The sequence below is a fragment of the Deltaproteobacteria bacterium genome, from assembly GCA_021159305.1.
GTDB lineage: Bacteria > Campylobacterota_A > Desulfurellia > JAGGSF01 > JAGGSF01 > JAGGSF01.
Window position 1 is genome coordinate 1 of sequence record JAGGSB010000005.1, and the last position, 26,848, is coordinate 26,848.

Sequence of the window (26,848 nt, forward strand, 5' to 3'; positions counted from 1 at the left end):
GAATAATCTGACCGTATTTGTCTTGAAGAATATATGTCTTTGCTCCGTGCAATATACCTGCTTGACCCAACAAGATGGTAGCGGCATTTTCACCCAATTTTTCTCCCTTTCCTCCTGCCTCTACTCCAACCAGTTTTACTTTATCCTCTAAAAATGGGTAGAACAATCCAATGGCGTTACTGCCTCCTCCTACACACGCTACGCACACATCGGGTAATCTACCTTCTACTTTTAACATTTCCTCTTTTGTTTCCTTGCCGATTATAACTTGAAAATTTCTCACCATTGTAGGATAAGGATCTGGTCCTACACACGAACCCAAGCAATAGTATGTATCATTGGCATTTGTTACCCAATCCCTTATCGTTTCATTTATTGCATCTTTTAAGGTTTGCGAACCACTTTCTACAATTTCCAACTCTGCTCCCAACAGTCTCATCCTGAACACATTTAACTCTTGTCTAACACAATCTATCTTTCCCATGTATACCTTGCAGGGAATATTGAGTAGTGCACAGGCTGTTGCCGTAGCCACTCCATGCTGCCCTGCACCTGTTTCTGCAATAACCCTCTTCTTGCCCATGAATTTTGCCAGAAGTACCTGCCCCAATGTGTTATTCATCTTATGAGCACCGGTATGATTTAGGTCTTCTCTCTTCAAATAGACCTTAAACCCCAAATCTCTACTCATGTTCTCCGCTAAATATAGAGGTGTAGGTCTTCCACAATATGTTTTTAAATAGTGATTGAGTTTTTTTTGAAAATCATCTCTCTTAACGATGTTAAAATACTTCTGTTTTAACTCATCCAATACGGAAACAAGCGTTTCTGGTATAAACCTCCCTCCATATGGACCAAAATATCCTTGCTCATCAGGCAGTTTCACTATTTCTTACCTCCTTAATAAACTCTTCCAATTTTCCATTGTCTTTCTTGCCCTTTTCCTTCTCCAATTTGCTGCATGCATCCACCGCATAAGGATGGACTGTTTTTATGGCTTCCCTTACATTCCTTCCATCCAATCCGCCGGCTAATATAAGAGGAAGAGAAATTGTTTCTCTCAAGTTTTTGGCAAATTCCCAATCACAAACCTTCCCCGTGCCCCCACCGCTGTCTACAATAAACGAATCTACAACAGGAGCAAATATTTCTGCTTCATTCATATTTCTTACAAATTTTATTATATGCACACCTGGCAACAATGCTTTTAAATTATACACATAATTCACAAATTCTCCACCATGCAGCTGAACGACATTTAATCCTGAAAAATAGAAAATATCTCTTAATCTTTTCTCATCTTCATTTACAAATACCCCTACTTTGATAATAAAGGGAGGCAACCTGGAGCAGATTTCCTTAGCCCTATAAATATCTACACAACGCGGGCTCTTTTCATAAAAGACAAAACCCAATGCATCCGCTCCCAAGGAGATGCACAGCATTGCATCTTCTATATTTGTAATACCGCATACTTTTACTTTAATCATTGCTCAATTTCCTCAATAATTCAAACTTTTGCTTTGCTTTACCGCTTGCAAGGGATAACTCTGCCATTTTGTATCCTTCCTTTAGATCTTTTACTCTGTCCGCTGTTAGGAGAGCAACACTTGCATTCACTAAAGCTGCATCTCTATATGCACTGTCTTTGTTGTTCAAAACATCCATCATAATACAAGTATTTTCAGTCACCTCTCCACCTTTTAAAACACCTAATCTATATCTCTTTATACCAAAATCCCCAGGAGAGATTGTATACTTCTTTATAAACATACCGTTTACATCGGCAATATGCGTATCTGCACATACACTCACCTCATCTAAGCCATCCATACTATTTACTAACATTATCCTTCTATTCCCCAGGAGTTTGATTACAGCCGATAGAGTATCCATCATTGCTTGAGAAGGTACGCCGATAAGCTGTCTTTTTACACCTGCAGGATTGAGCAAAGGTCCGATAATATTGAATAAGGTGCGAAAACCCAATGCTTTTCTTACTTGAGCGATCTTTTTCATAGCAGGATGAAACAAAGGGGCAAATAGAAAGATAATGCCTGCCTGTTTTAATATCTTCTCTGCTTTTTCCTTTTCAAGGTTTATGTTTATGCCTAAAGCATTGAGTAGATCTGCACTGCCGCATCTGCTGGATACTGCCCTGTTTCCGTGTTTTGCCACATAAACACCGGCTCCTGCTACTATAAAAGCGCAGGCTGTAGAAATATTAAATGTGCCTTTCTCATCACCACCCGTACCGCAGGTATCTATGGCATTCTCTCTTATCTCATCGTCTAAATTTAGATGTATAGCCACCTCGTCCATTATCTCTACCACAGCTGCAATCTCTTCTGCCGTTTCCTCTCGCATTCGCAAGGCTGTAAGGAAAGAGGCCATTTCTGCCTCTGTTTTCCTTTCCCCAAGATAATCTTTCAAAAACGATTTTATCTCCTCCTTTTTCACACTTTCTCTCTGTACCAATTTACTCAGCATTATTTTGCCTCCTCTAAAAAATTATAGATTAACATTTCGCCGTATTTTGTAAGAATAGACTCCGGGTGAAACTGCACCCCATACACGGGAAAATTTCTATGCTTGATAGACATAATCTCTTCATCTTCACTCGCCGCTAAAATTTCTAACTCTAAAGGAAAATTCTCCCTGCTTACAGAAAGAGAGTGATACCTGATAGCAACAAATGGAGAGGGTATATTTTTAAAAATGTATTTACCCGCATGATAGATAAGAGATGCCTTTCCATGCACAATTCTCTTCGCTCTTACAATCTTTCCTCCAAAGCTATAGACAATTACCTGATGACCCAAGCACACCCCAAATATAGGTTTTGTTTTGTAAAACCTCCTCACTACATCCACACTAATGCCTGCATTCTCCGGCACAGAAGGCCCGGGAGAGATGAATACAGCTTCGCTTTTTTCTACCCACCGAATGTAATCTTTTTCATCGTTGGGAATAACATCCACACCTTTCTTCATTCCCTTTAAAAGATGAACCAGGTTGTAAGTAAAAGAATCATAATTATCTATCATTAATATCATTTTCCTCTCCTAATGCATTGATGCAGGCGGATGCCTTCTCCATTGTCTCTTCATATTCCCTTTGAGGAAGAGAATCATAAACGATTCCTGCACCCACACCCACAAATGCCTTATTTTCTTTCCACACAATGGTGCGTATGGTGATGCACATATCCATATTCCCATCATATCCAAAGTAACCCACACTACCGGCATAAGGACCTCTTCTTGTTTTTTCTAAGCTTGCAATTATTTGCATCGCTCTCACCTTTGGTGCACCGGACACCGTTCCTGCGGGAAAGCAGGATTTAAATAGATCAAACATATCTTTATCTTTCTCTATTTTTGCTTTAATGTCGGAAACGATATGCATAACCTTTGAAAACTTCTCTACATACATGAAATTTTCTACCTTTACAGTTCCTGCTTCCGCTACTCTTCCCACATCATTTCTTGCCAGATCAACAAGCATCAAATGCTCAGCTTTTTCTTTCTCATCCTGAAGGAGTTCTTTTTCCAGTTTCTCATCCTCTTTTTTTGTTTTGCCTCTGCGACGAGTACCTGCAATAGGCGAGATTTCAATGGTTTCTCCTTCCAATCTCACCAGAACTTCTGGAGATGAACCGATGAGTTTAAAAGAATCAAAATCAATGTAAAACATATAAGGAGAAGGATTACTCCTCCTTAAAGTCCGATAGATATCAAAAGGAGACACATCTGTTGAACATACAATGTGATGCGCCAAAACAGACTGTATTATCTCGCCGTCTTCTATATACCTCTTTGCCTTTCTTACCATCTCTTCAAACGCTTCTCTGTGTAAAGTGGATACAGGAAAAGATTTGCCTCCCCCCTCATCGTAAGAGAACGGACGGCGGAGGAGAGACAGAATTTTATCTATCATCTTTTCTGCTTTTTCATAATCTTGAGGCTGCATTGCATTATAAACTATGCGAAATGTCTTACGAAAATCATCAAATATGATAACCGCCTTTGTAAATAAAAGACAAATGTCCGGCAGGGAATAGATGTCTTCTGAAGGTAAGGCAATCTTATTCCATAAAGAAGCACAATCATATCCTATATACCCCACGCCACCCCCAAAAAAACGAGGCAATTCCTTCAATTTGAGTGTTTTTTTGGAGAAATATCTATCTTTAAGCAAAGACAAAGGCTTCTCATCTTCGCCAATGCTAAAGGAAAATGTCTCCAATCTGTCAAATCCTATAAACGAATACCTGCCCCATCTTTTACTTTTCTCTACACTCTCTAAAAGGTAGCAGGCCCCATAATCTTTGAGTTTTAAATAAATAGATATAGCTGTATCCGTATCACAGGGAAAATCTGCGTATAAAGGGACGATGTCAAAACTTTTTAGATATTCCAAAAATTCACCTTCGGACATATTCAACATAAAACCTCCAAACAAAAAAGGCTTGACGACTCATCCAAGCCGTCAAGCCCATACAAAAATAGCCGCCGACTCAGACATCCTTTTCCTGTCTGCGCCAAGCGGCTTGAGTTAAATTTATCTCAAACTTACTGGCGAGCAGGTTTAACTGCCCACCACCAAACCTTAAATATCATTTTCATGAGTATAAAGATATATATTTTATATTTATTGTCAAGGAAAAATACCAGAGGTATCTTTCCTTGCAACTGCCTTCGGCAGTTGTCAAGATAAACAATAAATAACTCCACCGCATAGAGCAGGGTATCACCAGATGTCATTCCGCCCCCGCATCGGTGTGCGGGGTGACATTACTTCCTCCTGTCATTCCGCACCTGATGCGGAATCTGGAAAGAATATTAGTCTCTGGATTACCCAGAATTGGATGAAAAAAGAAATATTAGCCTCGGGATTAAGCGGATTTTCTCCTTCTTTGTCATTCCGCACCTGATGCGGAATCTGGATTCCCGTTTTCACCTGCCTGTGCAGGCACGGCAGGCAGGCGGGAATGACACAAAACGCAGATTTGGTCGTAAAAATTTTAAGGGAGAATTTTTATGACAAAACGCGGCGAGCCGCGAGGCATTAACCCTACTATATGGAATAAAAGAATTTTTTTCTTCTTATGGAATATTCCCCATTTTGCAAAGCATTATTTGAAAATTTAAGGGAAAATTGCGTTGCAAATGTAAGAGAAGAAAGTGGAATTAACTTTTCAGGTGCAGTAGATTGTGAAGAAAATGATAACGGCTTTAAAATAAATGTTTACTTTCAAATTATGCAAACAGGCATAAGCAAGACGAAAATCAAGATCGATATAACAAAGCTTGGCCACTCTTTTGTTCTATTTTTACTACAAAATATTAAATGTAATACTGTATTCAGAAACAGACCAATAAAATTTGATAAAATCACAATTTTTACTATAATTAAAGTAAAGATTAAGTTTAAAAGGAGGAATTTATGCCAAAGGTTGCAACAAAGCTTCGTGTATCTAAAAAAGGTCAAATAAGCATCCCAAAGCAAGTTAGAAATAAATTGGGTATAAAACCGGGGGATGTGGTGGTTTTTGAGCAAGCAGAAGAAGGATTTGTGCTGAAAAAGAAAAAAACTGCACTTGATTATGTAGGATACATTAAACCCAAAAAAGAAATAGATATAGACGAACTGATAGAGGAAGCAAGGATAGAGGAAGGAGTTAAGAGATCTCTGCTATAGCATTAGATACAAACTTCATATTGTCTTTATTTATACAAAGAAAACACACCAAAAGAGTAAAGGAACTATTGGAAGAATTTATAAAAAATAAAAGTGTAATCTTTGTCCCCCAACAGGCCATTGCTGAAACTATATATGTTCTGGGAAATATACACAAAATTGATGATTCTATTCAGAAATTATCAAGAGTAGAGAAAAAGGAAATGATAGAAAGTTTAATAAACACTCCTAAAATCAAGGTGGAGAAGGAACTCTCTATTAGAGAAGCTCTGAGCTTGTATTGCAACTTAAACATAAAATTTGGTGATTGCCTTATATATACAACAATCAAGAAAAACGGTATAGACACGATAGCCACTTTTGATAGAGATTTTGATAAGCTGGATATCAGTGTTGTAAAGTGAATATAAAGCCTGACCCCCTGACCTGAATGCTCGGTTATTCTGTTTTGACAACAACAGCTATATACCAATTGAAAAATCCATTTTCTCAATTATACTTGACAGAGTGGACAAATTTGGGTATTATTGCAAGTAAGAATGAGAAATATTGATTTTTTATCTAAAATAGCCAGGGAAAAGGAAATATTCACCCTTGATGATGTTTATAAAATTACTGGAACAAACAGGGAATATCTCAGGAAGATTCTTTATAGACTGGGAAAAATAGGATTAATAGAGAGAATAGAAAGAGGTAAATATATGCTCATCCCTCTTTGGGGTGAGAAGGGAAAATACACTTTGCATGAATTCATAATCGGTTCTGTTATTGTGAGTCCTTATGCAATTTCCTACTGGAGTGCCTTAAATTACTATGGACTAACTGAACAAATACCAACAACGGTTTTTATGCAGACCACTTCGTGGAAAAAGAAACAACAGATGAACATTTTTGGCGTGAAATATAAGATTGTCAGAGTAAAAAAATCAAAAATTTTTGGCATAAGGAAGGAATGGATTGAAGAAACTCAAATAAATATCACGGATAAAGAGAAAGCTATAATTGATTGCCTTGATAAGCCTCAATACTGTGGAGGAATAATTGAAGTGACAAAGGGGCTGAAAAATGGAAAATTTAACAAGGATGATCTTGTCAAATATGCTGAAAAAATGAGCAATTCGGCAATCTTAAGGAGACTTGGCTATCTGTGCGACCTTTTAGGAATAACTATTTCTATCCCTGAAGTTAATACAAGAAACTACCTTTATCTTGACCCGACAATGCCACATAAGGGCGAGAAAAATGCAAAATGGAGATTAATTGTAAATATAGATGAAAGCGTCTTGGGAGAATTGGAATGATTAAAAAAACAGGAAATAAGGCAAGAGGGTAATATTTATAGACAGCTGGCTATATATCTGATAAAAAGATATACAGCATTGCCGTTGAGAGAGATAGGAGAACTGTTTAATATGGATTATACAAGCATATCTGCAGCGGCAAAGAGATTTGAGAAAAAGGCAAATAATGACAAGAGGACATCGGGAATGTTTAGGAAAATAACAAAGAAAATAGAAGAAGGAATTAGGTGAATATCAAATGCAAAGACGCAACCCTATTCTTACTTTGTGACATTTTTGAATAGTAACCACAAAAACCATCTAAAACCATCTAACTTATTGACAAATCTTATAAAATAGGTAGTCTCAGAATATGTGGGATATATTGAGAGAAGCATTTACAAGTACAGCAGGTAGTTTTATAACCATCATTTTAATTGCCGCCTTTATAGTAATATTTGTTTCGTGGCTCGTCCTGCCCTTTATTTTATGGAATATAAAGAGTGAATTGAAAAACATTAAAAACGCATTAGAGAAAAAAACGAAAGAAAAAGATAATTAAATTTCTACTTTCACCGTATCCCAGTTTTTACATTGCGGACAGCGCCAGAAACAAGAAGAAGAAATAAAACCGCACCGTGTACAAACATATTTCACTTCTCTGCCGCCGACATAATTTAAACTCTCCTTCATTATTATTTGCATATCTTCATTATCCTTTCCCAACAGTGAAAGCACATCAAGCAACCTTTGAGCAATATACACTCCCTTAAACCCTCTCTTAAAAAATAAAAAGCGGTATAAACTTAAAGCCTTTGAAGGTTCAGCAATTCTTTCATAGGAACGAGCAGCGAAATAAAGAGCATAAATGCTGGTTTTATTTTTAATAAGCATTTCCCTCACTACTCCTTTTAATTTCTCCTTATTTTCCATATTTTCTAAAACAAGATAGGCAAAAGACGGCTTCTCTATGGCTATTTTTCTCCATATCTCATATGCTTTTTTCTGTTTATCTTTTGCCATATATACTTTTCCCAACCATAGACAAGCATCCACACAGCTCTCATCACTGTCAAAGGCTTTTTTTAGCTTTTCCTGAGCTTTATCTAAATCACCATCGGCAAACAATTTCTTCCCCCATTCCGTATAAAGATGAGCAACCACATTATCCTCTGACCCAAATCTCTTTTGCCATCTTGCCAAACTTTCCCAATCTTTATTGTCCTCATAAACCTCTTCTAAAAATTTGTGTGCCTGTTTATCCAGTGGGTTTAGTTCTAATGCCTTCTTGAAAGCTTCTTCTGCTCTACTATATAATCCTGCTTTCTTATAATCCACTCCTATACTGGTAAAAATGTCCGCTTTTTTCTCATAACTCAGGTGAGATCTGCCTAAAAGACTCTTATGTACAATAAGCGCTCTATTGAGCTCTCCCCTCTTCCTGAATAGGTTGCCAATACTCAAATACACATCTATCAAGTCCGGTTGATCTGTCACTACCTTGGCCAATTCTTCTATAGCTTTATCCGTCTCATCATCAATTATATAACTTATTCCCTTTACATAACCCTCTATACTCTTTTCTCTTGCCTTCTCCTTTCGTTTCTTTAAAAATCTCATTCCATAGCCGCCAAGGAAGCCCGCTACAAAGGCAATAGAAATATCAAAAACAATTCTTTGACTTATAATTTCAGTCCACATCTGCTTCTGTTTCTTTCTCTTTTTGCTCACTCCTCTCCACTATTGGTAGATTTCTTAGATACTCAACCTCTTTTTTTAATTCTTCAGATTCTTTGTTCTTTTTCTTTAATGATCTCCTTAACTCCACTTCACTCAAGTATGAAAAAAGCCAGCCTATAAGGAGACCTACAAACAGAGTAATAAATACTACCAACCACAAAGGTAAAGGCGAGGATAAAACAGTAAAATATCTTATCTCTACATTTTCATTGTTTTGTAAAACAAAAGCAATGAAAAAAACCACCACAATTGCCAGGATAACAACTCTTAAAGTTTTCATAATCCCTCCTGTTAAAAAAACTTCTTCAACTGGCGATATACCTCATCGTTAGATTCTGCTATCACCTTCGTATCCGAGATAATAGGCATAAAATTGGTATCCGAAGACCAGCGAGGAACAATATGAATATGCATGTGATCTTTTACTCCTGCTCCTGCAATTTTACCCAAATTCATACCAATATTGTATCCGTCGGGTTGCATTGATTTATCTATGACAGAGATAGCTTTCCTCACAAATCCATACAATTCTGCCACTTCTTCTGAAGACAGAGAAGTAATATCCGCAGTATGACGGTTGGGAACCACCATTAAATGTCCTGGATTATAGGGATAAATATTGATAACAACAAAACAGTATTTCCCTCTGGCGATAACATGATTTTTTTCATCATCATTTTCCTTTAACTTACTACATAAAAAACATCCCTTTTCATCTTTAATACTCAAAACATATTTAATTCTCCACGGCGCCCATAATCTATCCATCATATTCTCCTTTTATCTATCACTCTTTTCGCCTTTCCCTCACTACGCTTTACAGTGCCAGGTTCTACTAACCTCACTCCCACACTCATCCCTAAAACACTACGCAATTCATCTCTAATTCGCTCCACTAAAAGTCTTTGTTTTCTCATCTCATCAAAAAACATCTTTTCCGTCATTTCCACCCAGACCTCCATCACATCCATTGCTCCTTCTCTGTCCACTACAATCTGGTAATGAGGGGATACTCCCTCTATACTGCATAAGACTTCCTCAACCTGGGAAGGAAAGATATTCACTCCTCTAATGATCAGCATATCATCTGTTCTTCCTATGGGTTTATCCATCTTGATCGTTGTTCGCCCGCAGGAACATTTCTCCCTATAAATCCTGGTTATATCACCTGTTCTGTATCTTAAAACTGGTAAAGCTTCTTTCGTTAAGGTGGTCAACACCAATTCTCCACATTCCCCTTCGGGCAGAAGTTCTCCTGTCTTCGGATCCACTATCTCTGCTATAAAATGATCTTCAAATATATGCATACCATGTTGAGCAAAACACTCTCCTGCTACCCCCGGTCCTATCACCTCACTCAGGCCATAATTATCGTATGCCTTTATGTTGAATTCTATCTCGATCCTTTTTCTCATATTTTCTGTCCACGGCTCTGCGCCAAACAGGCCCACCCGCAATTTTAGATCTCTTTTAAGATTAATCCCCTCATTCTTCATCACATCCGCAATATGTAAAACATAAGATGGTGTCCCTATGAGCACTGTTACACCATAGTCTTTCATCAGCATAACCTGTCTCTTTGTATTGCCACTGGAGATGGGAATCACTGTTACCCCCACCTTTTCCAAACCGTAATGCAAGCCAAATCCACCTGTAAACAAACCGTAACCGAAAGAAACCTGCGCTATATCTTCTGCTGTTACCCCACCTGCCACTATAAAACGAGCAACTAAATTTTTCCACACCTCTACATCTTTTTGTGTATAACCCACAACAATAGGCTTGCCTGTTGTTCCTGATGAAGAATGAATACGCACTACCTGTTTTAACGGCACTGCAAACAATCCAAACGGATAGTTTGCCCTAAAATCATCCTTTGTAGTAAAGGGAACAAGCCTTAAGTCATTTAATGTTTTTATACTTGATGGTTTTAATCCTGCCTTATCCAACTTCTTTTTATAAAAAGGCACTCTTTTGTACACATAATCTACGATATATTGTAACTTATCCAATTGAAGCTTTTTTATCTTTTCTTCGGGTAATGTTTCATTCTTGTCCCAGATCATCATATCCCCCAAAAATAATCTGAAGGAAGCAATTTCACGCCTATCTCCTTTAATCTTTCTATCGCCTCAACCGTATCTTCAAATCTAAATATCATTACAGCCTTGCCGCTCAATACATTATTAAATGTGTACATATACTCAACACTCAAATCCTGTTTGGTGATAGATTGAAGAAGCTTAGCTAATCCCCCAGGCTTATCCTCCACTTCCATCGCCAAAACTTCATCCTTTCTTACAATCAAACCATTTTCTTTAAGAATGCTATATGCTACATCTGGTTTATCCACTACAAATCGCAAAATACCAAAATCCACCGTATCTGCTAAAGACATTGCTCTGATATTTACATCCTTCTCTCCCAAAAGTTCCACCACATGAGCGAATCTACCTTTCTTGTTCTCAATAAAAACAGAAAGCTGAGTAATCCTACACATTATTTCCTCCTAAAGCATTTCAACAAAGTATAAACACAAATCCTTAACTTATCAATAATATAACTCTTGCCTTTTCTTCTCTAAGGTGTATTATCTTACTCCATCTTACTTCTCTAAAGAGTGAAAAAATGGAAACAAAAAACTATGCTTTAAGAAATATTGCTATTATTGCCCATGTCGACCACGGCAAGACAACTCTGGTAGATGCTATGTTCAAACAATCTGGTATCTTCCGAGCAAATGAAAAGGTGAAGGAGTGCATTCTCGATACCTTAGACTTAGAAAGAGAACGAGGGATTACCATCATGGCCAAAAACACCTCAGTATGGTATCACAGTACAAAAATTAACATCGTAGATACGCCTGGCCATTCAGATTTTAGCGGTGAAGTAGAACGCACCTTAAAGATGGTGGATGGTGTTCTGCTGCTGGTAGATGCGGTGGAAGGTCCCATGCCTCAAACCCGCTTTGTTCTACACAAAGCTTTAGAACAAAAACTCACACCCATTGTGGTAATCAACAAAATAGACAAAAAAGAAGCTCGTCCCCAAGAAGTATTAAACGAGATCTACGACCTATTTATAGATTTAGATGCCGATGAAGACCTCCTTGCCTTTCCTGTGATCTATGCCGTTGGTCGTGAAGGTATAGCCAAAACAAACCTAAAAGATGAGAGCAAAGACTTAGGCCCTCTTTTCGAAACCATTATTAAAACTATTCCTGCTCCCAAGTCTCTGCGCACAGATACCCTACAAGTCCTGATTTCCAATTTAAGTTATGATAATTACATCGGACGGCTGGCAATCGGACGTATCTTTTCAGGACAAATTCAGTCAGGCAAAGAGATAGCCATTGCCAAGCTCAATGGAGATGTGCAAAAAGCAAAGATCGTTAAACTCTTCGTGTTTGAAGGCTTAAAACAACAACCTGTTACTCAAGCCGGTTGTGGAGAAATAGTAGCTATTGCTGGCATAGAAAACATTAAAATCGGAGAAACAATTACCCAATTAGCAGATCCTGTTGCCATGCCCCCCATCATTGTGGATGAACCTACTCTCAGTATGATGTTTACCGTTAATAAATCCCCTCTTGCCGGTGAAGAAGGCATGTTTGTCACCTCACAGCATTTAAAAGAAAGACTTCGTCGTGAGGCGCTGACCAATATTGCCATAAAGATAGAATCCACAGATTCCCATGAGGCATTTAAGGTATCAGGACGCGGAGAACTCCAACTCTCCATTCTTATTGAAACCATGCGTCGAGAAGGCTATGAATTTGAAGTTTCAAAACCAGAAATAATCACGAAGAATATAAACGATGTTGTCCATGAACCCATCGAAGAAATCCTGATAGATATCCCTGAGCCATACACAGGTATGGTGATTGAATTAATGAGCAAAAGGCGAGGAAAAATGCTAACTATGACAAATCATGGCACTGGATGGGTGCGTTTAAAATTCGAAGTACCAACACGAGGGTTAATCGGCTTCCGATCTGAATTTCTCACTGGCACCAAAGGAAAGGGAACCTTTAATGTAAGCTTTCTCCGATGGGATAAATGGCAGGGAGATATTCGCTATCGACAAACCGGAGCTCTGGTATCTGACCGCAGTGGCAATACCACTGCCTATGCTCTTCACAGCCTTAAAGACAGAGGCCAATTTTTTATCAAGCCAGTTACAGCCGTTTATAAAAAAATGATCGTTGGTGAACGAAATCGCAGCAAAGACCTCTGCATCAATGTATGCCGTCCTAAAAAATTGACCAATGTCCGGGCAGCCAGTTCCGACGAAGCCATTCAATTAGAACCCCCCCGAATCATGAGCCTGGAAAACTGCATAGAATTTGTCAATGAAGATGAGTTAATAGAAGTTACCCCAAAAAATGTCAGAATGCGTAAGTGCTAAATCTCACATCTTTATTCGTTGATTATATTTACCGTCAAGGAAATTACCAGCGGTATTTCCTTGACAACAAAGATTTAATAAGATATGTATATTGCTATGATTTTAACTGAAAGGAGAAAATAATGGAGTGGGACACTGAACGCCCGCCGTCTGTAAAAGAAACCATTAACCGTTTCAAGAGTAAATTCAATCTAAAATTGCCCGGCATTTCTATTATTATCATAATAATTGTTGTCATCTGGATTCTTTCAGGAATTTATACCGTAGCTCCCAATGAGGTTGGAGTGATGAAACGGTTTGGTAAATTTGTATATACCACCACACCAGGGGTTCATTATCATTTTCCCTATCCCATAGAATCAGTTTTAAAAGTAAAGGTGGATGAAGTTAAAAAAATGGAAATAGGTTACATGACTGTCTCTATGGGTCCACCTGCTCGTTATAGAGATATACCAGAGGAATCTTTAATGCTGACCGGAGATGAAAACATAGTAAGCATACAATTCATCTTGCAGTATAAAATAAAAGATGCCATCAAGTATCTGTTCAATGTGAGGAATGTTAGAGAAACTGTAAAAGATGCGGCAGAAGCAGCGATGAGAGAGGTGGTAGGAAAAATTAATATAGACGAAGTTCTCACTGTTAAAAAGTTCCAGGTTCAGCAGGATGTTAAAAACTTAACTCAAAGGATATTAGACAGCTATAAAACAGGAGTACTTATACAGGTAGTTCAGCTGCAGGATGTTCATCCTCCGAAATCAGTCATAGAAGCATTCAGGGATGTAGCATCAGCCAAAGAAGATAAAGTCAAAATTATAAATGAATCTGAAGGATATAGAAATGACATTCTGCCTAAAGCCAAGGGTGGTGCATCCAGGATAGTAAATGAAGCTCTCGCATACAAAGAAGCAAAAATCAAAGGTGCAAAGGGTGATACCAGCAGATTCATTCAAATCCTAAAGGAGTATCGAAAAGCCAAGGATATCACCAAAACACGCCTGTATATAGAAACTATGGAAGAGGTTCTACCTTCCGTTAAAAAGATAATCATAGAAGACAAAACGGGGAAAAATGTCCTCCCTATCCTTCCCCTGGAAGGAATGAAAGGACTACCCGAGAAGCAGATTGAGGAGAAACGATGAAGGGGAAACTGAGTATTATAGTTATAGCAATTATCATTGTCTTATTAATCGTTGTTAGCAGCTCTTTATATAGCGTTGACCAAACCAAACAAGCTATAGTCGTTCAGCTTGGCAAACCCGTAGGTGGCATTAAAGCTCCGGGTCTTCATGTTAAAACACCCTTCATTCAGCAAGTTATATATTTTGATAAGCGCCTTTTAGTTTATGATTCTCCACCTACTGAAATTATAACCAGTGACAAGAAAAATCTCATTATAGATAACTATTCAAAATGGTACATAGAAGATCCTCTCCAATTCTATAAAAGCGTGAAAAATGAAGCAGGAGCTCAAGCCCGATTAGATGATATCGTATATGCTCAGCTGAGGGTTGAAATGGGAAAACACACCCTTTCCGAAATTGTGTCCAAGTTTAGAAATCAGATTATGGTAACGGTAACCAAAAAATGCGATATGATTGGCAAATCCTATGGGATTAGAATTACGGATGTCCGCATCAAAAGGGCTGACCTGCCTGAACAGAATGAACAACATGTCTTTGAGAGAATGAGGGCGGAAAGATCCAGAGAGGCAAAGAGATACCGGTCTGAAGGAGAAGAGGAGGCACTTAAAATCAGGGCAGGTGCAGATAAAGAAAGAACTATTATATTGGCAGAAGCCGAAAGAAAAGCAGAAGTATTAAAGGGCGAAGGTGATGCAGTAGCCTTTAAGATTTATGCCGAAGCCTATAGTCAAGACCCTGAATTTTATGCATTTACAAGAAGCCTGGAAGCCTATAAAAATTCCTTGAAAGACAACATGACGCTTGTGGCAGCACCAGATTCTCAATTCCTCAAATACCTTCTGCCTAAGAAAAAATAATTCTATTGAACAGAAAGTTTCCTTAGGTAATAATGTAAGTGTGGCTCCTTCCTTTATGCACTTCTATTCTATTGTTAGCAAGCATCTATACGCCACTAGTGGTGTATTCCTCTTTTGTACCACTATTTTTATTCTTATCCAAAACTAAAAAAAATTATCTATGGATATATATCGGCATTTTGCCATTTTTACTGTTCGTCTACTTTGGCGTATTCCAAGCTGTTCATAATTATGCAGGAATCCCATTTGTCCTTTCCGCCATTTTATTACTTCTTCTCTCTACATACCATGCACTGTACATTTTAGTTTTTTCCTTCACCTGTAGAAAACTAAACATATTTCTTGCTCCGTTTGCATGGATATTTTTTGAGTTTATAAAGAACAATTTCTTAGGTGGTCTGCCCATAATGGATGTAAGCAAACTCATTCATCTCTTACCATTTGTCCAATGGTCTTCTTTGTTTGGTTCCTATTTTTTATCCTTTTGTGCAATCTTGATAAATGTGCTGTTTTTCTGTTTTTTACACAAGAAAAGATTTATTTACTTATTTTCTGGAGTTTTTTTACTTGTTTTTCTATTCGTTGGCGGAAAATTCATGATGAATGATGCAAAAGGTAAAGTAAATGTGTGTATAACTCAGGGGAATATACCACAGGATGAAAAATGGCAGGAAAAATTATTTAAAAGAAACATAAACATTCATTTTAATTTAATAGAAAAGACTAAAAATGCAGACCTCATTGTGTGTTCAGAAACGGTATATCCCTATCTATTTACAGGATATTTTCCATATTTTATAAAGAAACCCTTAATCTTTGGTGCAATAACCAAAAAAAACGGCAACATATACAACAGTGCTATTGAGATCTTTCCTCAAAAAAACTTTTTCCAATATGACAAACACAAACTGGTGCCCTTTGGTGAATTTACACCATTTCATTCATTGGCTAACCGTATTCCCTTAATAAAAAATTTTACAAAAGGGATAAAAGATTATTCAAAAGGAACAGAATCCATCCCCTTTGTCGCAGGTTCTCATAAGTTGGGTGTTTTAATCTGTTATGAATTGGAATTTGAAACCCTTTTGAGAAAATGGATGAAAAGAGATGTAGATGGAATAGTAATTATAAGTAATGATGCCTGGTATAAAGGCAGCATTCTACCCTATATTCTATACAGAACCTCTATCGTTAAAGCGGTAGAGAATAGAACCTGGATAATTAGGTGTGCCAATACGGGAATAAGTTGTATCGTTGACCCCTACGGCAGAGTGATAGCCAGAATTGCCTGGGAAGAGAGAAAAGCCTTGTGTTGTTCTTCATTGAGTAAAAACAAAAAATCTGTTTATCTAAAAGGCGGCTATCTGTTTATATATTTTTCAGCCTTATTTTTTGTTGTATGGTCTTTACTGTTTATATTTATTGACAGAAAAAGATAATTGTCCTACATTTTAATTCGTGAATATAGAAAGAATAAGGAATTTCGCTATTATCGCTCACATTGATCATGGCAAATCTACACTCGCTGACAGGCTGATTGAACATACCCATGCTTTATCCAAGAGAGAGATGAAAGAACAAATCCTGGACACCTTAGAAGTAGAAAGACTGCACGGCATTACGATAAAATCACAACCAGTAAGACTTAATTACAATGAATATATTTTAAATATGATTGATACCCCAGGACATGTAGATTTCTCCTATGAGGTTTCCAGAAGCCTTTCTGCTTGTGAGGGGGCATTGTTAGTTGTAGATGCTTCTCAAGGAGTGGAAGCACAAACCATCGCTCATTCTTATTTAGCTGTTGAAAACAATCTAAAGATTATCCCTATTATCAATAAGATAGACCTTCCCACGGCAGATGTGGAAAAAACAAAAACTGAAATTAAAGAAGCAATAGGAACTAGTATAGAAGATGCAATTCTTATTTCTGCAAAACTCGATTTGGGTATAGATAAAGTTTTAGAGTCAATTATAGAGAAAATACCTCATCCAGAAGGAAAGGAAAAGCCTCTAAAAGCACTGATTATAGATTCCTGGTATGATAACTATAAAGGTATAGTATGCCTGGTAAGAGTCTTTGACGGAAAGATTAAAACCGGTGAAAATATCATGATGTATTCCACGAAAAAAACATATGAAGTAACGGAATGTGGAGTATTTGCACCTAAGATAAATATATTAGACGAACTTTCCACAGGTTCAGTAGGCTATATGGTTTGTGGAATTAAAAACATACAAGAGGCATTGGTAGGTGATACTATAACAAATATTGAAGAGCCAGCAAACACTCCTATCTCCGGTTTTAAAAAATCTAAACCATGCGTTTTTGCGGGTATATACCCTACAGAGCCCAAAGATTTTCCAGAATTTAAAAAAGCCTTAGAAAAATTACAGTTGAATGATGCAGCACTGATTCTCAAGGCAGATTCATCAACCGCATTGGGTTATGGTTTCAGATGTGGTTTCCTAGGTCTTTTACACCTGAACATTACAAAAGAACGGTTGGAAACAGAATTTGGATTAGACATAGTGGCAGCCGCAGCTACTGTAGTTTACCGCATAAAAACAAAAGAAGAAAAAATAATAGACATTTCTAACCCTGCACATTTTCCAGACAATGCTTTGTCAGTATGGGAACCCTATGTCTCTGCAGAAATAATAACACCAACGGAATTTTTGGGCAACATAATGAAACTTCTAAAGGAAAAGCGGGGAATACAAAAAGGGATGACATACATATCTTTTGACAGGGTAATCATAAAAGTTCTTCTTCCATTCAGCGAGATGATTACAGATTTCCACGAGCGGCTACAATCATATACTAAGGGTCACGGTTCTTTTGATTATGAGTTTGAAGAATATAAACCCTCTGATGTAGTAAGGTTAAACATATTAATCAATGGAAAGTCGGTAGATGCACTCAGTATTATTATATACAGAGAAAAAGCTTATTTACATGCTAGAAAAATGTTGCAGAACCTGCGCAAGTTAATCCCTCGTCAATTATTTGAAGTGCGCCTGCAGGCAACCATAGGAAAAAAGATCATCGCCAAAGAAGAGATAAAACCATTACGGAAAAATGTTACGGCAAAATGTTACGGAGGTGACATAACAAGAAAGATGAAACTATTAGAAAAACAAAAAGCAGGAAAAAAACGCATGAAAGAAATAGGAAATGTAAAAATAGCTAAAGAGGCATTCTCTCAGGTTTTAGGGATGCAAGGCAAATGAAGAAAACTCTAAAATTTATAAAATCCATAGTCATTGCTCTTATTATCGCTCTTATTATTAGAGCGTTTATCGTACAAGCCTTTCGTATACCATCCAGTTCTATGGAAAACACTCTGCTCATTGGAGATCACATCATGGTATGCAAATTTATATATGGAGTAAGATTGCCTGTACTTAATGTAAAGATTATTCCTATATCCAAACCAAAAAGGGGGGATATTATCGTATTTAAGTGGCCTCCAAACCCTAAGGTAGATTTTATCAAGCGGTGTATAGGTCTACCTGGTGATGAAATTAAAATTGTGAATAAAACAGTATATGTAAACGGCAAATTGCTTATCGATCCATATACAAAATTTATCGACCCGCATATATATCCCTATTATACAACCAATGTTTCTGCACACACCATATCCGGCTCAAGGGACAATTTCGGCCCCGTAAAGGTTCCTCCCCACCACTATTTTATGATGGGGGATAATCGCGATAACTCATTAGATTCACGATATTGGGGCTTTGTGCCAGAAAAAAACATTTTAGGCAAGGCTTTCATTGTCTATTTTTCATGGAACAAACACTACGCTGTAAGATGGCATAGATTCTTTCACATCGTGAGATGAAAGTATATAAAATATATACCGTTCCCAATGTAATAACCTGTATAAGAATAGCAATGGTTTTCCCTATTCTCTTTTGCCTTTTTAAAGAAAAGATAATGTTAGCTACTATCCTTTTCATCATTTCTGCTGTCAGTGATCTTATAGATGGGTGGATAGCACGCCGCTTCAATCAGCAAAGCAAGTTGGGCAGTGTAATAGATCCATTTGCCGATAGACTGCTTTTAAACTCTACATTTATCACATTCGGAGCAAAAGGATGGATACCCAATATCTTATGGATTGTGGTGATGCTAAGAGATATCATCCTGGTGGCGGATGGCCTATATATTTTTTGTGTATCGCGTCTCTTTGAAGCAACGCCCTCCCTATATGGCAAGACATGCACTTTGTTTCAAGTATTCACTATAGGACTTGTCTTGTTCGAAAAACTAAATATCCCCCTGTACAATAAGCATCTTTTGATATTCTGTATATATATGACTATTATTCTGGCTTTAATTTCTCTGGTAGATTATTTAACAAAAGGGGGAAGGATACTAAAGAATAACAGGGTAAAAATGTGATTATTTTCCCCAGCCAACATAATTAAATCCCAATGATTGTAATTGTTTTTTATCATAAACATTTTTTAAATCAACAAATATTTTCTTTTCCATTACCCTGGATATACGTACAAGATCCAATCTCCTGAATTGATTCCACTCTACCGCCAAAACTACTGCATCTGCTTTTTCTGCCACACCATAGGCATTTTTCTCATAACTGATCTGTGGCAAGATTAATCTTGCATTGTCCATTGCCACCGGATCAAAGGCTTTCACTTTTGCCCCTTCTTTCATTAGTTTTTTAGCAATATATAAGGCGGGTGATTCCCTTATATCATCCGTATTTGGTTTGAATGACAATCCTAAAATACCAACCACCTTTCCCTTTACCTCTCCATCCAAAGCATTTATTATCTTTTTTGCAGCAATCTCTCTCTGCCTCTTGTTCGCCTCCACTGTTGTTTTCAAAAGGAGAAAATCGTAACCTACCTCTTTTGACTTATTAAGTAAGGCTTCTGTGTCCTTCGGAAAACAGGAACCCCCATATCCTGGTCCGGCATGAAGAAACTTAGACCCAATGCGTGAATCCAAACCCATAGCCCTTGCTATATCATCTACATTCGCTCCTACATATTCACAAAGATTGGCAATCTCGTTGATGAATGTAATCTTTAAAGCCAGATAGCTATTGCATGCATATTTGGTGAGCTCTGCCGTCTCTATATTTGTGATAACAAATGGTGTTTCTTTTAGATATAGAGGAGTATAGATATCCTTCATTATAGCAATAGCCTGGTCGCTCTCCGCACCAACAATCACCCTTTCTGGATACATAAAATCCGTTACCGCCGCTCCCTCTCTCAAAAATTCAGGATTACTTACAACATCTACATCTTTGGCGACAAATTTTCTCATCCATCTACCTGTTCCCACCGGCACCGTAGATTTATTCACAATGACCTTATACCCATTAGCATTTTCTCTAATCATCTCGGCTACGGATTTCACATATCTCATGTCGCACGAACCGTCACTTTTGGATGGCGTTCCCACTGTAACAAAGATAACAAGATTGTTTTTTATTGCCGAGGCAACATCTTTAGAAAAATGCAATCTTCCTTCTTTGAGATTTTTTTTAACCAAATCTTCCAGTCCCGGTTCAAATATGGGAATAATTCCCTTCTTCAATACCTCTATCTTTTCTCCATCTATATCCACACAGGTAACATCCAATCCAAATTCTGCCAGACAAGCTCCAGTCACCAATCCTACATATCCCGTTCCGATTACACCAATATGCATATCTACCCCTTTATCACGCCAATTGGCTTAAGTCTAATAACCTTTCTCGCCAAATTCGCACCTTCCACAATAGAGATAATCTCCTTTATATCCTTATATGCACCCGGCATCTCTTCCAACAAAGATCTTATACTGGGTGAAAGAATTATAATACCTCTTTTCTTTAAGTCTTCAAGAACATCTTTTTTGAAAGACTTCAATGCTTTCCTTCTACCCATTATTCTACCTGCACCATGACAGATACTTCCAAAACTTTCTTCCATTACCTCTTTAGTACCCACACAGATATAAGAATAACTCCCCATGCTACCAGGAATGTTTGCCGGTTGTCCTACCTCTCTATAACATAGGGGTGTAAGTTTATGTTTGGGAGGAAATGCCCGGGTTGCTCCTTTTCTATGCACACATAGTCTCACTTTTTTTCCATCTACTATATGTTCTTCCATCTTGGCAATATTGTGACACACATCATAGACAAGATTGTAATCTACATTCTTTTTCAATACTTCTCTGATTGTTTCTATTGCCCTAAAAGAGATGACCTGACGATTGGCAAAGGCGAAGTTAGCGGAGGCACACATAGCGGAAAAATACTCCTTTCCCTCTTCAGATAAAATAGGAACACTAACCAATTCTCTATCCGGGACAGTAATGCCATAATCAATGTTTCTCATCTTCTTTATATAATCACCGCACACCTGGTGGCCCAATCCTCTGGATCCGGTGTGAACAAGAAGAACAATCTGCTCTTCCTCTTCTAAACCAAATGCATGGGCTACATCCTTATCATAGATTTCATCCACTACATCTATCTCTAAAAAATGATTTCCAGAACCTAATGAACCCAGTTCTTTGCCACCTCTTTCCTTTGCCCTCTCACTTATCTTTGATGGGTCTGCACCTATCAGGCAGCCATCATCTTCTATTCTCTCTAAGTCTTTTTCTTTTCCAAATCCTATTTTTACTGCTGCTCTTGCTCCATAGGTCAAAATATCATCTAACTCCTTTCCTCTTACTGGATATATCGCAGCATCGCTCACTGCACCTTTCGGCGTCCTAAGATATAAAGCTTTCATCACCTCTTCCAACTTACTCTTTATCTCGGAAAGAGACATAGACAAAGCAACAACTCTCACTCCACAGTTTATATCGTAGCCTACACCACCCGGAGAAATAATACCTTTTTTTATATCAAACGCCGCAACTCCACCAATGGGAAATCCATATCCCTGATGGCCATCAGGCATAAGTAATGCTCTTTTCACGATACCCGGCAGATGTGTGATGTTAATCAACTGTTCAATCGTTCTATCTTGTTTTATCTTTTCCAGAAGCACCTCATCAGTAAACATCCGTGCCGGAACAAGCATGTCGCCTTCTCTTTCAATATCATATATAAAGGGAGAAACCTTAACAATCTTCATAAAAAAACTCCGTTTTTTTACGGCTCAAATCTGCGATTTGTGTCACACATCAAAAACGACATTCGTCCTCCATTTGTGGTTTTCTCTTTCTATCTTTAAATATTCATAGGTTGCTGCTTTTATCTCCGTCTTTAGTCTATCTTTATCTTTATCAAAATAGTAACCAGACGCCTCTATTTCCAGTTTTTCGTTTATCTTTACTTTACAATCCACGCACACAAATCTATAGGTATAAAATAGGTATAAAAACTCGTTCAGCATATCTATTAAAGCATCTTCTTCATCTATACAATCAATCTTTAATTTTTTTATATCTTCTATGCGTTTTTCTCCCTTAATCATAATATCATACATAGCCAAAACAGCATTGGTAAAAAGCTTTTCTTTTGTTTCTCCAAATACACTAATATAGATATCAGCAGTATGATTAAGAAAAATATAATCCATAATTTAGTTTATCTGAATACTAAACATAAAATCAAGCAAATCCGTTCAGATTTGCTTGATTTTATGACTTTAATTTTATATCCTTTGCAAAATGAGTAATGAAGAATTAATTGATGAAATAAACACATTAAAGAAGCAGAAAAATGCGGTTATCCTGGCTCATTATTACGAAATGGATCCTATACAGGCCATTGCCGATTTCACCGGTGATTCCCTGGCTTTAGCCGTTGCTGCATCTAAAACGGATGCCGCTATTATCGTTTTCTGCGGGGTGCGTTTTATGGCAGAGACGGCAAAGATCATCTCTCCTCAGAAAAAGGTTTTGTTGCCTGCTGCTGATGCTGGTTGTCCATTGGCAGATTTTGCAACAAAAGACGCTGTTTTAAGAAAGAAAAAAGAATTGGGAGATGTTGCCGTCGTTTCCTATGTGAACACGACAGCAGAGGTAAAGGCTGTCTCTGATATCTGTTGTACTTCTGCCAATGCGGTAAGTGTGGTGAAAGCTATTCCTCAAAATAGGATTTTATTTGTTCCCGATAAAAACTTAGGAGAATATGTAAAAAAGAATGTGCCAGATAAAGAGATATTCCTCTGGAACGGTTATTGCTATGTGCATACAGCAATCAAGAAAAAAGATATATTAAAAATTAAAGAAAAATATCCTGATGCAAAGTTAGCCGCTCATCCTGAATGCAGTAAAGAGATCAGAGATATAGCAGATGCAATTGGTTCTACCACAGGCGTTATAAATTTTGCCACTCAAACTAATATAAAGAGGATCATTATCGGCACAGAACAAGGTGTAACTTATCCTATAAAAAAGAAAGTGCCAGAAAAAGAACTGTTTATTTTAAAAGAAGCAATCTGTGAAGATATGAAAAAAACGGATATGCTAAAATTGAGAGATGCCTTATTATATGAACGGTATGAAATAAAACTTTCAGCCTATATATTGGAAAACGCACGCCAGCCTATACAGAGAATGCTTGAACTTAAGGTATGAATCCTTTGTTTTTGGAAAATCTATTAAGAAATTATTTTTTAGAGGATGCCCACTATAGTGATTTAACTACAGATTCTATCAGCTCAGACAAAACTTGTGATACCTATATTTTAACCAAAGAAGATGGCATACTGGCAGGCGGTATATTTTTAGAACCTCTATTCAAACTGCTTGATAAAAATACAGAAATAGAACTGTTGAAAGGTGAAGGGAAAAGGATAAAAAAAGGAGACATCGTTGCTCATATAAGAGGAAAAGATAAAACAATACTTTACGGAGAAAGAACAGCTTTAAATATTGTTCAGAGATGTTCTGGTATTGCCACAAAAACGCATCAATTAAGCTCATTGATAGAAAATCATAAAGCCCAACTTACAGATACCAGAAAAACAACACCCGGTTTTCGTTACTTTGAAAAATACGCGGTTAGGATAGGCGGAGGGACAAATCACAGAATGGGCTTATTTGACTGCGTTCTTATTAAAGACAATCATATAAAGATCGCAGGTAGTATAAAAGAGGCGGTAAAAAGAGCTAAAAAAACTATTCCATTTACCACCAAGATTGAAGTGGAAGTAGAAAACCTGAAAATGTTGAAAGAAGCATTATCTTTGAAAGTTGACATTATTATGCTGGATAATATGGATATAGAAAACATGGAAAAAGCAGTAGAAATAGCAAATGGAAAGGCAGTGTTAGAAGCTTCAGGCAATATAAACGAAAGAAATATTGAACAGGTAGCGAAAACAGGAGTGAATTATATATCTTGCGGGGCTATAATTCATCATGCAGTATGGCTGGATATGAGCATGAAGATCAGTTAAGCATAATACCAGATATCATTCTTCCCGTTTTTCCGTCCCTTCTGTAGGAAAAAAACATTTTGTTTTCTTTTGTGCATAAATTTAAGGAATATATATTTGACTTTAAAACACCACTACTTTTTGCAAGGAATATATTCGCCTTTAATAAAGAAGCGTAAAATTTGTTGTTTCTCTCACTAAAACATTTTAAAGGAAACCCTTTAGCAATCTTTTCATTTACCTCATAACAATTTTCACAAATATAAGGGCCTGTAAATACCAGAATATCTTCTGGCTTGGTGTTAAACTTTCGATAAAGAGCAGAAATTGTCTCACCCAATACATTTTTAACAGTTCCTCTCCGCCCGGCATGAATAGCAGCAGCAACATTATTTTTCTTGTCTAAAAGCATTATGGGTAAGCAATCCGCCGTTTTTACCCCAATAAACACCTTTTTTTGCGCAGTTATAATGGCATCTCCTTCTCTTTCTTTATATTCGCCACCATTATAGATAAATACTTTATCCGAATGAATCTGATTAAGAGTAATAATTTTATAAGCTTTTGTAACTTCCTTTAACTTGGCAAAATTTTTCTTTACAGCTTCAAGGTCGTCTCCAACCTGAAAACTAAAATTAAAGGAAGAAAATGGTTCTTTGCTTAAACCACCCAAGCGTGAAAAGAAAAAACATAATACATTATACTTTTCTGCTAAGCTGGGCTTAAAATAAAGGCTACCTTGATTTTCTACCTTAATGAAATCTTTTTCCATAAATAAAAAAGGGGTGCATATATATGCACCCCTTTTACTCTTTAAGAAAACTTCCCTTGTTATTTGATTCCTGCAATCTTTTCCAGCATGTCTGTAGTAAGGGATTTTGGTCTTTCAAGAGCCTGACCCAAAGCTCTATCCCAGATGATATTGGCGGTTACACCGAACGCTCTACCAATATTAAACAAGCAGGTATAGAACTCATACTCCCGAACACCATAATACCACTGAATACAACCGGAATGTGCATCAACATTTGGCCATGGATTCTTTGCCTTTCCCTGCTCCGTTAAAATGTCAGGAACTACCTCGAACAACCCGCTTACATACTTGAATGTCAAATCATCAGGCAGATGCTTCAAAGCAAATTCTCTCTGAGCCATATATCTGGGATCAGTCTTTCTCAAAACCGCATGACCGTACCCAGGAATAACCTGACCGGAATTCAACAGGTCCCAGCAGAATTTCTTCAATAATTCCGGAGTAGGTTCCTGATAATCCAATTTTTCCATCATGCCCTGTATCCACTTCAATGTCTCCTGATTTGCCAAACCATGCAATGGACCAGCCAGACCATCGATCATAGCAGAAACTGAATAATAGATATCCGCCAATCCGCTGGCAACCAAGTGACCGGTATGGGCAGAAACATTTCCACTCTCATGGTCAGAGTGCAACAGGAAATACATCCTGGCTACATCGTCATAAGGCTCGGGAATACCCATCATATAAGCAAAGTTTGAACCGAAATCTAAGTCTGGATCTGGTTCAATAGGTGTGTCATTCCTATATTTCATTCTGTAGATATAAGCGCCAATAGTAGCCATCTTGGGTAATAGATCCATAACATCTTCATACATTGGATCCCAGGCCGTCATCTTTCCCAATTTGCCTTCATCATAAGTCTTGAAGAACTTAGATTCTCTCTGCATAGCAACTACTGCCGCAGAGAACATAGACATTGCTCGAGTATCCCTCGGAAATGCTCTCAAAATATCAATCACATACTGAGGAAGCTCATATCTTTTGCTCCAGTCTGCCCGTATATCGGCAACATCTTCTTCTGTCGGCATATCTCCTGTTAAAAGCAGATAAAAATGACCCTCATCGTAAGGCATATCTTTCCCAGCTGGTTTCGGCAACTTTTCCAAGCACTCTGGAATGGTATAACCACGAAATCTAATGCCTTCCATCGGATCAAGGTAAGAAATATCCGTTACCAAAGACTTTATGCCTCTCATTCCACCATACATCTGTTTGATGGTAACTTCATCTACCTTATCATTGCCGTGTTCTTTGAGCAATTTTACAATCCTCGGTCGCCATTCATCAATCTTCTTTGCCAATACTTCTTTCAATGCCATCTCCAACCTCCTTTACATATAATTTATATTTTACTTTATCCCGTCTAACAATTACTTTTATCATCTTATACTAAATATGTCAAGCAAGTTTTACTCTCTTGTCATTTAAAAATTAAAAGTGAACCGTTTTTGTACGATTTAAAGTTTAAAAGTGAACACCTGATAAACCATAATCTAAGGCCAAAAGAGAGGGCTTTAG

The 26,848-nt window shown here is 37.4% G+C and carries 30 protein-coding genes; 14 read left to right on the plus strand and 16 right to left on the minus strand.

Going from position 1 to position 26,848, the window contains the following annotated elements; translation table 11 throughout:
- The 6 genes from trpB to J7J10_00265 form a co-directional block, all read right to left on the minus strand.
- On the minus strand, nt 1–889 hold an 889-nt coding region (gene trpB, locus J7J10_00240), incomplete at its 3' end, for a tryptophan synthase subunit beta (GenBank protein ID MCD6129374.1).
- Nucleotides 873–1,490: a phosphoribosylanthranilate isomerase gene (locus tag J7J10_00245; protein ID MCD6129375.1), complete on the minus strand. Its 618-nt coding sequence runs from the start codon at nt 1,488–1,490 to the stop codon at nt 873–875. The genes J7J10_00245 and trpB, both read right to left, overlap by 17 nt.
- Entirely contained in the window at nt 1,483–2,490 is a 1,008-nt protein-coding gene (gene trpD / locus J7J10_00250; protein MCD6129376.1) for an anthranilate phosphoribosyltransferase, read from the minus strand. The genes J7J10_00245 and trpD overlap by 8 nt, the downstream gene beginning before the upstream one ends.
- On the minus strand, nt 2,490–3,056 hold the full coding sequence (locus J7J10_00255; protein MCD6129377.1) for an aminodeoxychorismate/anthranilate synthase component II: 567 nt from the start codon (nt 3,054–3,056) through the stop codon (nt 2,490–2,492). Before J7J10_00255 ends, trpD begins: the two co-directional genes overlap by 1 nt.
- Complete coding sequence (locus J7J10_00260) at nt 3,037–4,446, minus strand: anthranilate synthase component I family protein (protein MCD6129378.1); 1,410 nt, start codon at nt 4,444–4,446, stop codon at nt 3,037–3,039. The genes J7J10_00255 and J7J10_00260 overlap by 20 nt, the downstream gene beginning before the upstream one ends.
- A 128-nt stretch (nt 4,447–4,574) precedes the next feature.
- Complete coding sequence (locus J7J10_00265; GenBank protein ID MCD6129379.1) at nt 4,575–4,766, minus strand: hypothetical protein; 192 nt, start codon at nt 4,764–4,766, stop codon at nt 4,575–4,577.
- 682 nt (nt 4,767–5,448) lie between these two features.
- Here J7J10_00265 and J7J10_00270 point away from each other — a divergent pair.
- From J7J10_00270 to J7J10_00290, 5 genes are all read left to right on the plus strand, one after another.
- Nucleotides 5,449–5,703: an AbrB/MazE/SpoVT family DNA-binding domain-containing protein gene (locus tag J7J10_00270; protein ID MCD6129380.1), complete on the plus strand. Its 255-nt coding sequence runs from the start codon at nt 5,449–5,451 to the stop codon at nt 5,701–5,703.
- A gap of 20 nt (nt 5,704–5,723) precedes the next feature.
- Nucleotides 5,724–6,107, plus strand: a complete 384-nt coding sequence (locus tag J7J10_00275; GenBank protein ID MCD6129381.1) for a PIN domain-containing protein — start codon at nt 5,724–5,726, stop codon at nt 6,105–6,107.
- Nucleotides 6,108–6,242: 135 nt separating this feature from the next.
- A complete protein-coding gene (locus J7J10_00280; protein ID MCD6129382.1) occupies nt 6,243–7,004 on the plus strand; it encodes a type IV toxin-antitoxin system AbiEi family antitoxin domain-containing protein in 762 nt (253 codons plus the stop codon).
- Nucleotides 7,005–7,019: 15 nt separating this feature from the next.
- Complete coding sequence (locus J7J10_00285; protein ID MCD6129383.1) at nt 7,020–7,235, plus strand: hypothetical protein; 216 nt, start codon at nt 7,020–7,022, stop codon at nt 7,233–7,235.
- A gap of 121 nt (nt 7,236–7,356) precedes the next feature.
- On the plus strand, nt 7,357–7,545 hold the full coding sequence (locus J7J10_00290) for a hypothetical protein (protein MCD6129384.1): 189 nt from the start codon (nt 7,357–7,359) through the stop codon (nt 7,543–7,545).
- Here J7J10_00290 and J7J10_00295 read toward each other — a convergent pair.
- From J7J10_00295 to J7J10_00315, 5 genes are read right to left on the minus strand one after another with little or no spacing between them, the layout of a single operon-like run.
- The gene (locus J7J10_00295; protein ID MCD6129385.1) at nt 7,542–8,714 is read right to left on the minus strand and encodes a tetratricopeptide repeat protein; all 1,173 of its coding nucleotides are present in this window, start codon (nt 8,712–8,714) and stop codon (nt 7,542–7,544) included. The two genes, J7J10_00290 and J7J10_00295, sit on opposite strands and share 4 nt — an antisense overlap.
- A complete protein-coding gene (locus J7J10_00300) occupies nt 8,674–9,003 on the minus strand; it encodes a LapA family protein (GenBank protein MCD6129386.1) in 330 nt (109 codons plus the stop codon). The genes J7J10_00295 and J7J10_00300 overlap by 41 nt, the downstream gene beginning before the upstream one ends.
- An 11-nt stretch (nt 9,004–9,014) precedes the next feature.
- Entirely contained in the window at nt 9,015–9,491 is a 477-nt protein-coding gene (locus J7J10_00305; protein MCD6129387.1) for an HIT domain-containing protein, read from the minus strand.
- Entirely contained in the window at nt 9,491–10,792 is a 1,302-nt protein-coding gene (locus J7J10_00310) for a phenylacetate--CoA ligase (GenBank protein ID MCD6129388.1), read from the minus strand. The genes J7J10_00305 and J7J10_00310 overlap by 1 nt, the downstream gene beginning before the upstream one ends.
- Nucleotides 10,789–11,223, minus strand: a complete 435-nt coding sequence (locus J7J10_00315; GenBank protein MCD6129389.1) for an amino acid-binding protein — start codon at nt 11,221–11,223, stop codon at nt 10,789–10,791. The genes J7J10_00310 and J7J10_00315 overlap by 4 nt, the downstream gene beginning before the upstream one ends.
- A 128-nt stretch (nt 11,224–11,351) precedes the next feature.
- On the opposite strand from J7J10_00315, the gene typA reads away from it, so the two are divergent.
- From typA to J7J10_00350, 7 genes are all read left to right on the plus strand, one after another.
- Nucleotides 11,352–13,130, plus strand: coding sequence for a translational GTPase TypA (typA, locus tag J7J10_00320; protein MCD6129390.1), 1,779 nt, complete (start codon nt 11,352–11,354; stop codon nt 13,128–13,130).
- Between the two features lie 122 nt (nt 13,131–13,252).
- On the plus strand, nt 13,253–14,272 hold the full coding sequence (gene hflK, locus J7J10_00325; protein ID MCD6129391.1) for an FtsH protease activity modulator HflK: 1,020 nt from the start codon (nt 13,253–13,255) through the stop codon (nt 14,270–14,272).
- Nucleotides 14,269–15,132 carry a protease modulator HflC gene (gene hflC, locus J7J10_00330; protein MCD6129392.1) on the plus strand — a complete coding sequence of 288 codons (864 nt, stop codon included), beginning with the start codon at nt 14,269–14,271 and terminating at the stop codon, nt 15,130–15,132. Before hflK ends, hflC begins: the two co-directional genes overlap by 4 nt.
- Nucleotides 15,133–15,230: 98 nt before the next feature.
- The gene (lnt, locus tag J7J10_00335; GenBank protein ID MCD6129393.1) at nt 15,231–16,571 is read left to right on the plus strand and encodes an apolipoprotein N-acyltransferase; all 1,341 of its coding nucleotides are present in this window, start codon (nt 15,231–15,233) and stop codon (nt 16,569–16,571) included.
- Nucleotides 16,572–16,590: 19 nt separating this feature from the next.
- The gene (gene lepA, locus J7J10_00340) at nt 16,591–18,369 is read left to right on the plus strand and encodes a translation elongation factor 4 (GenBank protein MCD6129394.1); all 1,779 of its coding nucleotides are present in this window, start codon (nt 16,591–16,593) and stop codon (nt 18,367–18,369) included.
- Nucleotides 18,366–18,989, plus strand: coding sequence for a signal peptidase I (gene lepB / locus J7J10_00345; GenBank protein ID MCD6129395.1), 624 nt, complete (start codon nt 18,366–18,368; stop codon nt 18,987–18,989). The genes lepA and lepB overlap by 4 nt, the downstream gene beginning before the upstream one ends.
- Nucleotides 18,986–19,552 carry a CDP-alcohol phosphatidyltransferase family protein gene (locus tag J7J10_00350; GenBank protein MCD6129396.1) on the plus strand — a complete coding sequence of 189 codons (567 nt, stop codon included), beginning with the start codon at nt 18,986–18,988 and terminating at the stop codon, nt 19,550–19,552. The genes lepB and J7J10_00350 overlap by 4 nt, the downstream gene beginning before the upstream one ends.
- Here the strand turns inward: J7J10_00350 and J7J10_00355 are convergent, their stop codons facing one another.
- From J7J10_00355 to J7J10_00365, 3 genes are read right to left on the minus strand one after another with little or no spacing between them, the layout of a single operon-like run.
- Nucleotides 19,553–20,836 (minus strand): UDP-glucose/GDP-mannose dehydrogenase family protein, encoded by a 1,284-nt coding sequence (locus J7J10_00355; protein MCD6129397.1) that lies wholly within the window; start codon nt 20,834–20,836, stop codon nt 19,553–19,555.
- A 2-nt stretch (nt 20,837–20,838) separates the two neighbouring features.
- Entirely contained in the window at nt 20,839–22,260 is a 1,422-nt protein-coding gene (locus tag J7J10_00360; GenBank protein ID MCD6129398.1) for an RtcB family protein, read from the minus strand.
- A 42-nt stretch (nt 22,261–22,302) separates the two neighbouring features.
- Nucleotides 22,303–22,707: an archease gene (locus tag J7J10_00365; protein ID MCD6129399.1), complete on the minus strand. Its 405-nt coding sequence runs from the start codon at nt 22,705–22,707 to the stop codon at nt 22,303–22,305.
- Nucleotides 22,708–22,798: 91 nt separating this feature from the next.
- Between J7J10_00365 and nadA the strand changes: the two genes are divergently transcribed.
- The gene (nadA, locus tag J7J10_00370; GenBank protein MCD6129400.1) at nt 22,799–23,710 is read left to right on the plus strand and encodes a quinolinate synthase NadA; all 912 of its coding nucleotides are present in this window, start codon (nt 22,799–22,801) and stop codon (nt 23,708–23,710) included.
- Entirely contained in the window at nt 23,707–24,534 is an 828-nt protein-coding gene (gene nadC / locus J7J10_00375; GenBank protein ID MCD6129401.1) for a carboxylating nicotinate-nucleotide diphosphorylase, read from the plus strand. The genes nadA and nadC overlap by 4 nt, the downstream gene beginning before the upstream one ends.
- On the opposite strand, the gene pgeF is transcribed toward nadC, so the two are convergent.
- Both pgeF and J7J10_00385 read right to left on the minus strand, forming a co-directional pair.
- Entirely contained in the window at nt 24,527–25,285 is a 759-nt protein-coding gene (pgeF, locus tag J7J10_00380) for a peptidoglycan editing factor PgeF (GenBank protein MCD6129402.1), read from the minus strand. The genes nadC and pgeF overlap by 8 nt on opposite strands.
- A gap of 59 nt (nt 25,286–25,344) precedes the next feature.
- Nucleotides 25,345–26,649, minus strand: a complete 1,305-nt coding sequence (locus J7J10_00385) for a citrate (Si)-synthase (GenBank protein MCD6129403.1) — start codon at nt 26,647–26,649, stop codon at nt 25,345–25,347.
- Nucleotides 26,650–26,848 lie beyond the last annotated feature (199 nt).